14 protein-coding genes are annotated in these 14,391 nt (G+C 65.1%); 5 read left to right on the top strand and 9 right to left on the bottom strand.

Annotated elements, in window-relative coordinates; translation table 11 throughout:
- Nucleotides 1-20 precede the first annotated feature (20 nt).
- On the top strand, nucleotides 21-1,142 hold the full coding sequence (locus BLT73_RS02830; protein ID WP_143025612.1) for a glycosyltransferase family 61 protein: 1,122 nt from the start codon (nucleotides 21-23) through the stop codon (nucleotides 1,140-1,142).
- On the opposite strand, the gene BLT73_RS02835 is transcribed toward BLT73_RS02830, so the two are convergent.
- The 5 genes from BLT73_RS02835 to cyoA are packed head-to-tail and all read right to left on the bottom strand — an operon-like array spanning nucleotide 1,143 to nucleotide 5,988.
- Nucleotides 1,143-1,892, bottom strand: coding sequence for an SURF1 family protein (locus tag BLT73_RS02835; protein WP_245726957.1), 750 nt, complete (start codon nucleotides 1,890-1,892; stop codon nucleotides 1,143-1,145).
- Complete coding sequence (gene cyoD, locus BLT73_RS02840; RefSeq protein ID WP_090520630.1) at nucleotides 1,889-2,275, bottom strand: cytochrome o ubiquinol oxidase subunit IV; 387 nt, start codon at nucleotides 2,273-2,275, stop codon at nucleotides 1,889-1,891. The genes BLT73_RS02835 and cyoD overlap by 4 nt, the downstream gene beginning before the upstream one ends.
- On the bottom strand, nucleotides 2,275-2,901 hold the full coding sequence (gene cyoC, locus BLT73_RS02845; protein WP_090520632.1) for a cytochrome o ubiquinol oxidase subunit III: 627 nt from the start codon (nucleotides 2,899-2,901) through the stop codon (nucleotides 2,275-2,277). Before cyoC ends, cyoD begins: the two co-directional genes overlap by 1 nt.
- Before the next feature lie 7 nt (nucleotides 2,902-2,908).
- Nucleotides 2,909-4,918, bottom strand: coding sequence for a cytochrome o ubiquinol oxidase subunit I (gene cyoB, locus BLT73_RS02850; RefSeq protein WP_090520633.1), 2,010 nt, complete (start codon nucleotides 4,916-4,918; stop codon nucleotides 2,909-2,911).
- An 11-nt stretch (nucleotides 4,919-4,929) separates the two neighbouring features.
- Nucleotides 4,930-5,988, bottom strand: coding sequence for a ubiquinol oxidase subunit II (cyoA, locus tag BLT73_RS02855; RefSeq protein WP_090520635.1), 1,059 nt, complete (start codon nucleotides 5,986-5,988; stop codon nucleotides 4,930-4,932).
- 213 nt (nucleotides 5,989-6,201) lie between these two features.
- Between cyoA and BLT73_RS02860 the strand changes: the two genes are divergently transcribed.
- Complete coding sequence (locus BLT73_RS02860) at nucleotides 6,202-7,524, top strand: MFS transporter (RefSeq protein ID WP_090520636.1); 1,323 nt, start codon at nucleotides 6,202-6,204, stop codon at nucleotides 7,522-7,524.
- Between the two features lie 60 nt (nucleotides 7,525-7,584).
- On the opposite strand, the gene BLT73_RS02865 is transcribed toward BLT73_RS02860, so the two are convergent.
- Both BLT73_RS02865 and lysM read right to left on the bottom strand, forming a co-directional pair.
- Nucleotides 7,585-9,465, bottom strand: a complete 1,881-nt coding sequence (locus tag BLT73_RS02865; protein ID WP_090520638.1) for an acyl-CoA synthetase — start codon at nucleotides 9,463-9,465, stop codon at nucleotides 7,585-7,587.
- Nucleotides 9,466-9,617: 152 nt separating this feature from the next.
- Complete coding sequence (gene lysM / locus BLT73_RS02870) at nucleotides 9,618-10,121, bottom strand: peptidoglycan-binding protein LysM (protein ID WP_090520640.1); 504 nt, start codon at nucleotides 10,119-10,121, stop codon at nucleotides 9,618-9,620.
- A gap of 133 nt (nucleotides 10,122-10,254) precedes the next feature.
- Here lysM and serB point away from each other — a divergent pair, with 133 nt between their 5' ends.
- Together serB and BLT73_RS02880 are read left to right on the top strand one after the other, a co-directional pair.
- Entirely contained in the window at nucleotides 10,255-11,133 is an 879-nt protein-coding gene (serB, locus tag BLT73_RS02875; RefSeq protein ID WP_090520641.1) for a phosphoserine phosphatase SerB, read from the top strand.
- Between the two features lie 190 nt (nucleotides 11,134-11,323).
- The gene (locus tag BLT73_RS02880) at nucleotides 11,324-11,530 is read left to right on the top strand and encodes a cold-shock protein (RefSeq protein ID WP_090520643.1); all 207 of its coding nucleotides are present in this window, start codon (nucleotides 11,324-11,326) and stop codon (nucleotides 11,528-11,530) included.
- 119 nt (nucleotides 11,531-11,649) lie between these two features.
- Here BLT73_RS02880 and efp read toward each other — a convergent pair whose 3' ends face one another.
- Nucleotides 11,650-12,216: an elongation factor P gene (gene efp / locus BLT73_RS02885; protein ID WP_090520645.1), complete on the bottom strand. Its 567-nt coding sequence runs from the start codon at nucleotides 12,214-12,216 to the stop codon at nucleotides 11,650-11,652.
- Nucleotides 12,217-12,304: 88 nt separating this feature from the next.
- Between efp and epmA the strand changes: the two genes are divergently transcribed.
- On the top strand, nucleotides 12,305-13,345 hold the full coding sequence (gene epmA, locus BLT73_RS02890; RefSeq protein WP_090520647.1) for an EF-P lysine aminoacylase EpmA: 1,041 nt from the start codon (nucleotides 12,305-12,307) through the stop codon (nucleotides 13,343-13,345).
- On the opposite strand, the gene BLT73_RS02895 is transcribed toward epmA, so the two are convergent.
- Nucleotides 13,342-14,355, bottom strand: a complete 1,014-nt coding sequence (locus BLT73_RS02895) for an NAD(P)H-dependent flavin oxidoreductase (RefSeq protein ID WP_090520649.1) — start codon at nucleotides 14,353-14,355, stop codon at nucleotides 13,342-13,344. The genes epmA and BLT73_RS02895 overlap by 4 nt on opposite strands.
- Between the last annotated feature and the right edge of the window lie 36 nt (nucleotides 14,356-14,391).

Below are 14,391 nucleotides of genomic sequence, written 5' to 3' on the forward strand. Positions count from 1 at the left end.
GCGGCGAGAAAGGGATCAGCATGAGTTTTGATCCGACGCAATCGCTGGCCGGCGACATCCGCACGGTCGAGAGCGCGCTGATCGTGCCCTTCGCGCCCGGCAAGACCCGCGGGCTGCGCCGCCCTTCGGGGGTATTCGACGCAAGCGGCAGCTATCTGCCGCTCGGCCAGTGTTTCCGCAACTCGACCACCCCGGTGACTGTCGAGCCGACGGAGGAGACGCCGCAGATCGCGGAGGAAACGCTCAACGGCACATGGCTGTTCGGCGGGATGCTCTACGGGCATTTCGGGCATTTCCTGGTCGAATCGACCGCGCGTCTTTGGGCGATCCCGCATGTGCGCGACAAACTGGACGGGGTGATCTTCCTGACCAAGAAACAGGTCACCTGGCCGCGCCGCTTCGTGCGCCCGCTGCTGCCGCTGCTGGAGATGTTCGGCCCGCCCTGCGCGAACTCCGAAGGCGCGGTCCGCCCCACACGGGTCGAGCGGCTGGTTCTGGCACCGCAGGGCTTCGGAACCGGCGACATGATCGGCGGATGTCCCGAATACCGGCAATTCGTGCGCGCGCATTTCGGCCGCGACATCGCGCCTGCCGGGGCCGAGAAGATCTATATCTCGCGCAGCAGGCTGTTTTCCAAGCGCGGCCGCTATCTGGGCGAGGCGGCGCTTGAGCGCATGTTCGCGGCCGAGGGGTATCGCATCTTTCACCCGCAGGATCTGCCGATCTCCGAGCAGATCGCGCAATACAAGGCGGCGCGGGTCATCGTCTCCAGCGACAATTCGGCGCTGCATCTGGCCGGGTTCTATACCGGGCCTGAGGTGCGGGTCGGCATCATCCTGCGCCGACCGGGCGGAATCGTGGCGGATTTCATGCGCCAGTTCCGGCATTTCGCCGGGCGCGCGCCGGTGGTGATCGACGCGCTGAGCGGGCGGCAATACCAGTTCGAATCCGCCGATCGCCGCCAGGTGAGCGAGATCTACGCGGAGCTTGATTTTCCCCGGCTGACCGCGGCGCTGCACGACCATGGCTTCCTGCAACAGAGCCATGGCGCTGCCTTCCCCGGCCGGGTCGAGATGGATGCCGAGGTGGCAACCCTGTCCGAGCGGTTGGGACAGGCCGTGGTCCCGGTCGAGATGCCGTGACTACCGCGCCACCGAGGCGCCGCGCTGCCGGATCTCGAACCGGATCAGCATCACCAGCCCGGTTGCGACCAGCCCGGCAAGCGCGAACCAGGTCAGCGCATAGCCCAGATGCGCGTTGCGGAACCGGGTGACGGTCAGACCGCCCAGCGGATAGCCGCCGGGCTGCGGCGTCGCGTCGGCATCCACGAAGAAGGCGGCGACCCGGTCGAGATCCCGCGCCTCGGCGATCGCGGCGACATCGCGGGAGAACCAGCGATCCGCGACCGGATCATTCTCGCGCAGGAACGCCCCGCCCGGCTCGGTCAGCCGGGCCAGCCCGATGACTGTGACCTCGCCCTGCGGCAATGCCTGCGTCCGGCTGGCCGGGTCACGCCGATCCGGCGGCACGAAGCCGCGATTGATGAGCACCGTCGTTCCGGCCACGCTCTGCATCGCGGTCAGCAGCCAGAACCCGCCGCCTTCCTCCGTCACCGCCTTCACCAGCACTTCGCTGTCGTGATCGAAGCGGCCCGTCACGCGAACGGGGCGGTATTCCTGTTCACCGGGCGGCAGGTTGACGATCTCTGTCCAGTCGACCGGATCGGCCGCCAGCCGCGCATCGACCCGCGCGATCAGGTCGCGCTTCCAGGCCAGCCGCTCGACCTGCCAGACCCCGAGCGCCAGAAAGCCCAGCATCAGGCCCAGCCCGACCGCCAGCACCGTCGCCAGTTGCCACAGCGGGCGCGGCTGATCCGGCGACCTGCCGGTCAAGGGCTGGGGGATTCGGACTGGGCGTCGGTGCCCATGCCCGGCATCATGTTCGCATCCATGTTGTACATGACCCAGATCGTGCCGACGACGGTGATGGTCAGCAGGATCAGCGTGAAGGCGAGCGAGATCAGCGTCCAGCCGCTTTCTGCCTTGGGGGTCATGTGCAGGAAATAGATCATGTGCACAACCATCTGCACCACGGCGCAGGCGAGGATCACGAAGCCTGTCATCCGCGCCGAGTCCAGCCCGCCGGACATGACCAGGCTGAACGGGATCACCGTCAGGATCACCGACAGCACGAAGCCGGTCACATAGTCGCGCTTGGTGCCGTGAGGAAATTGCGCGGCTTCGTGGTCGCCGTGATGGTTGCTGCTGGCGCTCATCAGATCATTCCCATCAGGTAAACGAAGGTAAACACCCCGATCCAGATCACATCGAGGAAGTGCCAGAACAGCGACAGACAGTTCAGCCGCCGCTGATTGGCATTGGTCAGTCCGTGCCGGCGAAGCTGGATTACCATCACCCCCAGCCACAGCAGCCCGAAGGTCACATGCAGCCCATGCGTGCCCACGAGCACGAAGAAGGCCGACAGGAAGGCGGAGCGGTCCGGGCCCGCGCCTTCATGGATCAGGTGGTTGAACTCGTAGAGCTCGATGCACAGGAACGCCGCGCCGAAAATCGCGGTGATGCCCAGCCATTTCAGCACGCCCTTCTGGTTGCCCTCATGCATCGACAGCATGGCGAAGCCGAAGGTGATCGAGGAGATCAGCAGCATCGCCGTGTTCAGCGCCACCAGCGGCAGGTCGAACAGCTCCTGCGGGCCGGGGCCGCCGCCGAAACGCTGGCCCAGAACCGCAAAGGTCGCAAACAGGATCGCGAAGATGAGGCAATCGCTCATCAGGTAGATCCAGAACCCCAGCGGGGTGGAATGACCCTCGGGGTGATGCGGCTCTTCCTCGGGGTGGTAGACCCGCGTATCGCCGGGATCGGTGACGATGTCAGAACTCATGGCAGGCTCATACCGCGTTGCTGAGGGTTTGGGTGCGGGCATCTTCGGTGGCGGTCACCTCCGCCTCGGGGATGTGGTAGTCCCGGCTGTAATTGAAGGTGTGCCAGATCGCGGTGCCGAGCACGGCTGCGAAGGACAGCACCGCCAGCCACCAGATATGCCAGACAAGCGCAAAGCCCAGCACCACGCTGATCGCCGACAGGATGACCCCGGTGCCGGTGTTTTTCGGCATATGGATCGGCCGGAAGCCCTTCAGCGGGCGTTTATAGCCGTGCTCCTTCATGTCGTGCCAGGCATCGACATCGTAGATCACCGGCGTGAAGGCGAAATTATAGGCCGGCGGCGGCGAGGAGGTGGCCCATTCCAGCGTCCGCCCCTCCCAGGGATCGCCGGTCTCGTCGCGCAGCGTGTCGCGGTCGCGGATCGAGAAGGCGATCTGCAGCACGAGCGCCACGATGCCGCAGGCGATCAGCACCGCGCCGAGCGCGGCAATGGCGAACCAGATCTGCAGCGACGGATCGTCGAAGGTCCGCAGCCGCCGCGTTACCCCCATCAGCCCCATGATGTAGAGCGGCATGAACGCGACCCAGAACCCGATCACCCAGCACCAGAAGCTGACATGGCCCCAGAACTGGTTCATCTTGTAGCCGAAGGCCTTGGGCCACCAGTAGTTGATCCCCGCGAAGATCCCGTAGACCACGCCGCCGATGATGACGTTGTGGAAATGGGCCACAAGGAACAGCGAGTTATGGACGATGAAGTCCGCCGGCGGCACGGCCAGCATGACTCCGGTCATGCCGCCAATGGTGAAGGTCAGCATGAAGGCCACCGTCCACATCATCGGCAATTCGTAGCGGATGCGGCCCTTATACATGGTGAACAACCAGTTGAAGATCTTCGCCCCGGTCGGGATCGAGATGATCATCGTGGCAATGCCGAAGAAGGCGTTCACCGACGCGCCCGATCCCATGGTGAAGAAATGGTGCAGCCAGACGACATAGGACAGGATGGTGATGCACACCGTGGCATAGACCATCGAGTTATAGCCGAACAGCCGCTTGCCGCAGAAGGTGGCGGTCACCTCGGAGAAGATGCCGAAGGCGGGCAGGATCAGGATATAGACCTCCGGGTGGCCCCAGATCCAGATCAGGTTCACATAGAGCATCGGGTTGCCGCCGAGCTCGTTGGTGAAGAAGTTGAAGCCCAGATAGCGGTCGAGCGCCAGCAGGACCAGCGTTGCGGTCAGCACCGGGAAGGTCGCCACGATCAGGATATTCGCGCAGAGCGAGGTCCAGGTGAAGACCGGCATCCGCATCAGCGTCATGCCGGGCGCGCGCATCTTCAGGATCGTCACGACCAGGTTGATCCCTGACAGCGTCGTGCCGACCCCGGCGATCTGCAGCCCCCAGATATAGTAATCCACCCCCTCGGTCGGGCTGGACACGATGCCGGAGAGCGGCGGGAAGGCCAGCCAGCCGGTCATGGCGAACTCACCGATGAACAGCGAGGCCATGACCAGCACCGCGCCGCCGGTGGTCATCCAGAAGCTGAAATTGTTCAGGAAGGGGAAAGAGACATCGCGCGCGCCGATCTGCAGCGGCACCACGAAATTCATCAGCCCGGTGACGAAGGGCATGGCCACGAAAAAGATCATGATCGTGCCATGCGCGGTGAAGATCTGGTCATAGTGATGCGCGTTCAGATAGCCTTCGGAGCCGTTGAAGGCCCAGACCTGCTGGATGCGCATCATGATCGCATCGGCAAAGCCGCGCAGGAACATCACCAGCCCGAGGATCATGTACATGATCCCGATCTTCTTGTGATCGACGGTGGTGAACCACTCCTTCCACAGATAGCCCCAGAGCCGGTAATAGGTGACCGCGCCCACGAGTGCCGCGCCCAGGATCGCCACCACCACGAAGGTGCCGACCACGATCGGCACATCCAGCGGAAGCTGATCCCAGCCCAGCCGGCCGAACAGGAACGAACTTTCTATCGGTGCTGCTTGCGTTGCCATCTTCTTACCCGTCAGTTCGCGCCCGCATCGACGTCTCGCGCCATGCCGGAATGATCCATCTCCTGTTGGCCGTTTTGGGCCATCGCGGTGCCGGCCGGATCGGCATCGGCTTCGGCCGTGTCCTCCGCCATGCCGTCGCCATGCCCGCCGCCGTGGCTCTCCTCGCCCCGCGCGGCGCGGTCACGCGCCATCATCTCGTCCATGCACATCTGCCCCGGCTCGACGCAGCGGTTGAGGATGTCGTGATACAGCTCCGTGTCGGCCAGCCGGTAGAAGGCAGGCGGCACATGCTCGCTCGGCTCCAGCAACTCGCGATATTCGTCGCGGTCCAGCACCTCGCCCGAGTCGCGCGACTTCTCAACCCAGTCGTCGAACTCCGCCTGCTCGTAGCCATAGAACTTGAAATTCATCCCCGAGAACCCGGCGCCGTTGTAATGCGAGGCCATGCCCTTGTACTCACCCGCCTCGTTGATGACGGCGTGAAGCTGGGTCTGCATCGAGGGCATGGTGTAGATCATCCCGGCCAGTGTCGGCACGTAGAACGCGGTCATCACCTGCGTCGCGGTCAGATCGAAGCGGATCGGCCGGTCCAACGGCGCGGCCAGTTCGTTCACCGTGGCGATGCCGTATTCGGGATAGATGAACAGCCATTTCCAGTCCATCGACACGACCTGAACGACAAGCGGCTCCTCGCCATCGGTGACGCCCTGAGTCTCGCTGTCGAGCGGCCGGTAGGGGTCCAGCTTGTGGGTGCTGACCCAGGTCAGCGCGCCCAGCCAGATGATGATGACCAGCGGCGCGGCCCAGATCAGCAGCTCCAACTGGACGGAGTGGTGGAAATGCGGATCGTATTCGGCCTCGCTGTCCTTGTTGCCGCTGCGATAGCGGATCGCGAAGATCACCGTGGCGACCATCACCGGCAGAACGATGACCAGGATCAGCGCCGTGGTGATGCCCAGCACGTCGCGGGTCTTGGCAGCGACATCGCCGCCGGGCGACAGCACCTCGGAGCCGCAGCCGGACAGAAATGCAATCAATGCCGAAATGATCGAAAGCCGAATTAGGGTCATTCTGAAAGCTCACACAGCCGAGCGAGGGTCGAGCGGGACGGAACAGATCGCCCCGGCGATTTTCCGGGGTGCACATCCAAGGGTCACGGCCCAAGCAAACCAAAGCCGGGCTGGATTGTCCATGCGCCAAACGCGCTTGACACAGGGCGGCGGGAGTTGCTCCCTAACAGGAGAATGCCCGCCCGCCCAAAGAGGCCAGAAAGGTAGCAAATCATGCATGCCGCAGCCGATTCCACCGCCGCAGATCCCGATCGCGAACATGTCCGACTCAGCGATATCGCGATAGGTGTGATCATTGGTCGCACCTCGGAATTCTTCGATTTCTTCGTGTTCGCCATCGCCGCGGTGCTGGTCTTTCCGCAATTCATCTTCAGCTTCGCCGCCCCGGCGGAGGGGATTCTCTATGCGTTTCTGGTCCTCGCGCTCGGCTTCGTTGCCCGTCCGGTGGGGACGTTCTTCTTCACCGGGGTCGACCGCCGCTGGGGCCGGGGCACCAAGCTGACCTCGGCGCTGTTTCTGCTGGGGCTGTCCACCGTCGCGATTTCCTTTCTGCCGAGCTTCGAGCAGGAGGGCTGGCTCACCGTCGCAAGCCTGTGCCTGTTCCGCATGGGTCAGGGCGCGGCGCTTGGCGGGGCCTGGGACGGGATGTCATCGCTTCTGTCGCTGCACGCGCCCGCCGACCGCAAGGGGCGCTATGCGACGCTGCCGCAGATCGGGGCGCCGCTGGGGCTGATCCTGGCCTGCGGGTTGTTCATCTTTCTGCGCAGCTCGCTGTCGGAGGCGGAATTCCTGCGCTATGGCTGGCGCTACCCGTTCTTCGTCGCCTTCGCGATCAACGTGGTGGCGCTGTTCGCGCGGCTGCGGCTGGTGGTCAGCGACGATTTCGAGTTGCTGTTCAAGCAGGCGGAGCTGCGCCCGCGCATCAATCCCCGGCTGCTGCGCGAGGAATCGCTGAACATCATTGCAGGCGCCTTCATCCCGCTGGCGACGCTGGCCCTGTTTCACATGGTCACCGTGTTCCCGCTGAGCTGGATCTATCTGAACGCGCCGGAAAACATCACCGGATTCCTGTGGATCGAGATCGTGGGCGGGCTGATCGGGCTGGGCGGGATCGTCGCATCCGGCTTCATCGCGGACCGCACCGGGCGGCGCAGCCTGCTGCGCAACTGCGCCATCGGGATTGCCGTCTACGCCGTCATTTCACCGCTTCTGCTGAGCCTCGGCTTCAGCGGCGAGGCGCTTTACGTGTTCATCGGCTTTGCCCTGCTGGGGCTGTCCTTCGGCCAGTCCTCCGGCGCGGTGGCGTCGGGCTTCGCGATGAAGAATCGCTATACCGCGTCGAACCTGACCGCCGATCTGTCCTGGATGTTCGGCGCCGGTTTCGCGCCCTTCGTGGCGCTGTATCTGACCGAGACCTTCGGGCTGTGGTCATCCGGGGCCTATCTGCTGTCCGGCGCGCTGTGCACGCTGGCCGCGCTCGTGCTGTTCCGGCGCACGCAGGAGGCACGGCGTCAGCAGGACAGTTCCTGGCGGTAGTCGCGCGCCCTTGGCCGGGCGGTCACCGGGCGCTGTGTTGCGCCCGGCGTCAGATCCGCCTCAGACCCATTCCCACGGGCGGGTGAAATCGCCGAGACGGGCCCGGATCTCGTCATCCGTGGTGGTCTCGCGGCCCGCGATGCGTGCCACCAGACCGCGCTTCTTGTCCTCGACCACCTCGGCCACGCGGGCGCCAGTGCCTTCCAGCGCCGCGTCATAGACGCGGGTGATGGCGAGGCGGCGCAGGTCGGGCTTGAAGATCTTGCCCACCGCGGTTTTCGGAAGCTCGGGCAGGATTTCCAGATATTTCGGGATCGCCGCGCGCTCATGGATGTGGCCCGCAGCATGTTCCAGCAGCTCGTCCTGCGTGACCTCCGCGCCTTCGACCAGTTCCACATAGGCACAGGGCAGTTCGCCGGCCCGCGCATCGGGCTGGCCGATGGCCCCGGCAAAGGCCACCGCCGGATGCGAGAGCAGCGCGTCCTCGATCTCCGCCGGGTCGAGATTATGGCCGCCACGGATGATGAGATCCTTCGCCCGGCCGGTGATCCACAGATAGCCATCCGCGTCGATCCGCCCCAGATCCCCGGTGCGCAGGAACCGGTCCTCGGCGAACAGATCGTGGTTCTTGTCGGCCTCGGTATAGGTCGATCCCTCGAACACGCCGGGATTGGAGATGCAGATCTCGCCCACCTCATCGGCCGCGCATTCGTCGAACCCCTGCGGCGTCTTTCGCAGGATGCGGATATGCGTATAGGGCAGCGGGATGCCGACGGAGCCGACCTTCTTCAGGCCGTCCACCGGGTTGCAGGAGACCAGGCAGGTCGCCTCGGTCAGGCCATAACCTTCGGCAATCTCCACGCCGGTCGCGGCCTTGAAACGGTTATAGAGCTCGATCGGCAGCGGCGCGGAGCCGGAAATCGCGGTGCGCAGCGAGGACACATCGGCATCGACCTTGCGCTGCATCAGCGCCGAGATCGCGGTCGGCACGGTGATCAGGAACGTGGCCTGCCAGCGTTCGATCAGCTTCCAGAAATTGTCGAACACGCCCTCGCCGCGATAGCCCGCCGGGGTCGGCATCACCATATGCGCGCCAGAGGCGATGCAGCTCATCAGCACCGGGTAGGCCGCGAAGACATGGAACAGCGGCAGCGGGCACATCAGCACGTCATTCTCGTCGAACAGAAGCTCGGCGCCAAGAAAGCCGTTATAGATCATGCCGGAGTATTTATGCTGCGCGATCTTCGGCAGGCCGGTCGTGCCGCCGGTGTGGAAATAGGCCGCGATCCGGTCGCGTGACGGATCGTCGAAATCCAGCCGGTTGTGGTTCTCGGAGGAGACCGCTGCCTCGAAGTTATGAACCTGCGCGTGATGTTTGACCGGCAGCTTCGGACGGGCGAGCGGCACGATGAACTTCTTCAGCCCGGTCAGATGGCGGTTCAGGTCGATCTCGAGCACATGCTTGACATTGGGGGCGTCCGCCACCGCCTGCGCCGCCTTCTGCGCGACATCCGATTTCGGGAAGGATTTCAGCGTCACCAGCACCTTGGCATCGGTGGCGCGCAGGATGCCGGCGATATGTTCGGGTTCCAGAAGCGGATTGATCGGGTTGACGATCCCCGCAGTCATCCCGGCCAGCAGCACGACCGGCGTCTCGATGCTGTTGGGCAGCAGATAGGCGACAGTGTCCTGCGGACCCACGCCGAGCTTGCGCAGCAGATTGGCGGTTTCGGTCACCCGCTCGCGCAGATCCGACCAGCTCAGCGTCGTGGCGTGGTCGCGGGGGCCGCCCAGAAGCTGGAATGACACGGCCGGGCGGTCCGGGAACCGCTCCGCCGCGCGCGACAGGAACTCGTACATCGTGCGGGCATTGTCGCGCGCGGCATACGGCATCGCGTCTTCGACCGCCTGACGGTCGGTGATTGATCTGAACAGCCCCATCTTCCCCCCTTGCCGGGCGGCTTCGCGCCCGTGATTTCGGGCGTAAGCATGGGACATAACGGGGCCGCGGGGCAAGCCTGACCACGCGGCCACGGCCGCCGGAACGCAGCGTCATGGCCGCTGACGCCGCGCCCTGGCCCGTTGGTCGCGCCCTATTGCGGGATGCGAAGTGTCTGACCCGGATAGATCTTGTCGGGGTCCGACAGCATCGGGCGGTTCGCCTCGAAAATCTCGTTATAGCGATTGGCGCTGCCGAGATATTGCTTGGAGATCGCTGACAGCGTCTCGCCCGATTTCACGGTATGGAAGACGGGTTCGGCGGATTTGCTGCTGACCGTCGCGGTCTTCTCGGCCTCGGGCAGATCGGCCTCGACCTTGGCGATGCCCTTGATGTTGCCGATCGCCAGGATCAGCTTCTCCATCGTCTCGCGATCCGCGCCCTTGGATTCGACCTTCACGGTTTCCTTGTCGCTGCGCAGGGTCAGCTTCACGTCGTCGGCACCAAGACCGAGCGCCTTCAGCTCTGCCTTCATCGCCGCAACCTTGCGCTCGGTGTCGGCCTGCGCATCCGCGGCACCGCCATCTTTCGGCTCCGCCGCCTCTGCCGATCCGAACACCGACTTGCCTGCATCCTTGACAAAATCCCACAAAGCCATCGGCTTATCCTTCCATGTTTGTCGTCGCGCCCCAACGCAATCCGCTCGCGTCGGTTCCCGGATGCTGGCACAGCGCCGGGAATTGCGATAGCGGGTCGCTACGTCAGATGCCCAGACCGAACCGGGGAGCCTCATGCATATCGTCACCGTCATCGCCGCGACCGAGCGGGCCGATCTTACCCCGGACCGCGTAAATGCTTTGCGACATCTCTTCGAGGGCGGAAACCCGGTCTGGCTGGCCGACAAGATCGCGGCAGAGTTTCCGGTCTCGGCCCTGCCCGAGGATGCCGCGGCCATTGCGACAGACACGCGGATGGCGGGGTTCGACCTGGTCATCCAGCCGGTCGCGGGGCGGCGCAAGGCGGTGCTGCTGGCGGATATGGATTCGACGATGATCCAGCAGGAATGCATCGACGAGCTGGCGGCAGAGGCCGGGGTCGGCGCGCGCGTGGCCGAGATCACCGCCCGCGCCATGAACGGAGAGCTGAATTTCCACGAGGCGCTGCTGGAGCGCGTCGGCCTGCTGGCCGGGCTGGGTGAAGAGGTGATCGGCCAGGTTCTGGATCAGCGCATCACCCTGGCCCCCGGCGGGCGCGAGCTGATCGCCACGATGCGCGCGCAGGGCGCCTATACGGCACTGGTTTCTGGCGGGTTCACCGCCTTCACCGGCCCGGTGGCGGGGATGCTGGGCTTCGACGAGCACCGCGCGAACACGCTTCTAGCCGATGATGGCGTGCTGACCGGCCATGTCGGCCTGCCGGTTCTGGGGCGCGAGGCCAAGCTGCAGGCGCTTGAGGAGATCACCGCCGCGCGCGGCCTGACCCCGGATGATGCGATGGCGGTCGGGGACGGCGCCAATGATCTTGACATGATCCGGCGCGCAGGCACGGGCGTCGCCCTGCACGCCAAGCCGGTCGTGGCTGAGCAGGCGGCGGTGCGGATCGATCATGGCGACCTGACCGCGCTGCTCTATATGCAGGGTTACGGGCGTGACGAGTTCGTGACCGGCTGAGCCAGGCTCTCGGCGCATTCCCGCCGGCGGGGCGGTCGCGGTGCGATCCCCCCTCGCAAACGCTGGCGATCCGGCCTATGTAGGGGGCGCATCTCTTTTTTCGGACCTGTTCCTTTTCGGCTCAGCTTTCGACTTCAGCTTTGCCGGGCCGCTGCATTCCGTGAGCGGCAAAAACACAAGGAATGACACGATGGCCAACGGCACCGTGAAATGGTTCAACGCCACCAAAGGCTACGGCTTCATTGCCCCGGAATCGGGCTCCAAGGACGTTTTCGTCCATATCTCGGCCGTGGAACGCGCCGGTCTGACCGGTCTGAATGACGGCCAGGCCGTCACCTACGACCTGGAACAGGACCGCAATGGCCGCGAATCGGCCAGCAATCTCGCGCTCGCCTAAGCAGCGCCGGGATCGGAACGGGCGGGGTTGCGGCGACGCAACCCCGCTTTTTTCATGTCCGGCCCCACGAAAAAGGGCGCCCTTGCGGACGCCCCTCACCGTGACCCCAGCAGGCAAAATCAGTCCTTCGCGCGCTCCACATAGGAGTTGTCGCCGGTGTTGATGACAATGCGCGTCCCGGTGCTGATATGCGGCGGCACCATCACCCTAAGCCCGTTATCGACCATCGCCGGCTTGTAGGAGGAGGACGCCGTCTGCCCCTTCACGACCGGTTCGGTCTCGGTCACCTCCACGGTCATCTTCTGCGGCAGTTCGAGCGCGATCGGCGCGCCGTTGAACACCTGCAGGAACACCCGCATCCCCTCTTGCAGATAGACCGACTGATCGCCCACCACATCCTCGGACGCGACGAGCTGCTCATAGGTCTCCGGCTCCATGAAATGATAGCCTTCGCCGTCATTGTAGAGGAAATCATACTCGCGCTCGTCCACATGCGCCTTCTCGACCTGATCGGTGGTCTTCCAGCGTTCCGACACCTTCACCCCGTCCGAGATGCGGCGCATATCGACGCTGGTGGTCGGCGTGCCCTTGCCGGGATGGAAATTCTCGGATTTCAGCACGACATACAGCTTGTCGTCGAGTTCCACGACATTGCCCTTGCGGAGGCTGGATGCGATGACTTTCATCTGCGGATTCCTTGCGAATTGTCGGATGGGCGCATAAGCGCATTTCGCGTGTCCCTATCGCAATGACCGAGCTATTGCCAGCGAAACCATGACCGACGACCAATGGTGGCAGCCCCACCGTCACGCCGACCGACGCCCGGCCCTGCTGGCCCGCAACCGCATCCAGCGGGCAATCCGGCACTGGCTGGACCGGAACGGGTTCACCGAAGTCGATCCGGCTGCATTGGCGATCAGTCCGGGAAATGAAACCCATCTGCACGGTTTCGCCAGCACGATGGTCGGCAATGACGGCGCAGCGCGGCCGGTCTATCTGCACACCTCGCCGGAATTCGCGATGAAGAAACTGCTGGCGGCAGGCGAGACGCGGATCGCCGCCTTCAGCCATGTCTGGCGCAATCGCGAGCGCGGGGCGCTGCATCATCCCGAATTCACCATGCTGGAATGGTATCGGGCGGGCGCGGATTACAGGGTGCTGATGGATGACTGCGCCGATTTCCTGATGCTGGCGGCCGAAGCCGCAGGCGCGGCCGAGTTCCGGTTCCGCGACCGCCTCTGCGACCCCTATGCAGCGCCCGAACGGATCAGCGTGGCCGATGCGTTCCACGACCTGGCCGGGATCGACCTGCTCTCCACCATCGACCGCGACGGCGGGACCGCCCGCGACGCGCTTGCCGCCCAGCTTGCCGAGGCGGGGATTTCTCACGGCCCGGATGACAGCTGGTCGGACCTGTTCTCGCGCGTGCTGTCGGATCGGGTGGAGCCGCATCTGGGTCATGGCTGCGCCACGATCCTTGACCGCTATCCGGTCCCCGAGGCGGCATTGGCGCGGCGCGCCGCCGATGATCCGCGCGTGTCGGAACGCTTCGAGCTTTATGCCTGCGGGGTCGAGCTGGCGAATGGGTTTGGCGAGTTGACCGACGCCGCCGAGCAGCGCCGCCGTTTCGAGGCGGACATGGAAGAGAAGGCCCGGATCTATGGCGAGGCCTATCCGCTGGACGAGGAGTTTCTGGAGGCGCTACGGATCATGCCGGCGGCATCCGGCATCGCGCTCGGCTTCGACAGGCTGGTGATGCTGGCGACCTCCGCCCCGTCGATCGAGGCGGTGATGTGGACGCCCGCGCCGGATTAAGGCACCAGCCGCCCGAGGATCTCCGCCGCCGTTCCGGGGCGGGCCTCGGCGCATCCGGTGCCGGCCCAGAACGGCCCGTAGCCGGTCTCCCCCGCCGCAGAGGCCGCACCATGCAGCGCCTTGAGCGCCGAATAGGGCAAGGGGTAATCGGGCGCGGCGCTGTCATCCCGGCGGCTGATGATGTTCTCGACCCCGCGCGCCGGACGGCCAGAGATGGCACGGGTCATGCGGGTCTTGCCCGACGCAAGCGCCTGCCGGTGCGGGGCGGTGGTCCCGGCCTCCTCTGCCATCAGAAAGGCCGTGCCGCATTGTGCCGCCACCGCACCGGCATCCATCGCCGCCTGCACATCGGCGCGGGCCATGATCCCGCCCGCCGCGATCAGCGGCAGCCCCACCCCGGACAGCGCTGCCAGCAGTTCCCGCGTCTCCAGCCGCTCATCCGGCCCGTTCTCGTCGAACACCCCGCGATGCCCGCCCGCCTGCCAGCCCTGCGCGACGATCCCGTCAAGCCCGGCCGCCCTGATCTTAAGCGCATCCGCAAGGCTCGTCGCCGATCCGAGCAGGATGGCACCGCTGTCCCGCAGCGCGCCGATCTGCGCCGCAGCGGGCAGGCCGAAATGGAAGCTGACGACGCCCGGCCGTTCCTCCACCAGCATCCGCAGCATCGCGTCGTCGAGCAGGAAGGAGCGATAGCCATCCGCCAGCGTCTCCGGGACCGCCGCATCGAACCGGGCGAAATCATTCGCCAAGCCGTCAAGCCACGCGGATTCCCGGCCCGCGTCACGACGCGGCGGCTGATGACAGAAGACATTCACATTGAACCGCGCCGATGTCGCCGCCCGGACCGCCCGCACCTCCTGACGCGCGCGCGCCGCATCCATAGCCGCCACGCCGAGCGAGCCGAGCCCGCCCGCATGGGCCACCGCCGCAGCCAGCGCGGGCGTGGTGATACCCGCCATCGGCGCCTGCACGACAGGCACGCGCATTCCGATCTGTTCCAGCAGCATCATGGCCTCCTTTTGTCCATTTACATTCCCTGCGACGGG

Source organism: Paracoccus isoporae, assembly GCF_900101865.1.
Taxonomy (GTDB): Bacteria; Pseudomonadota; Alphaproteobacteria; order Rhodobacterales; family Rhodobacteraceae; genus Paracoccus; species Paracoccus isoporae.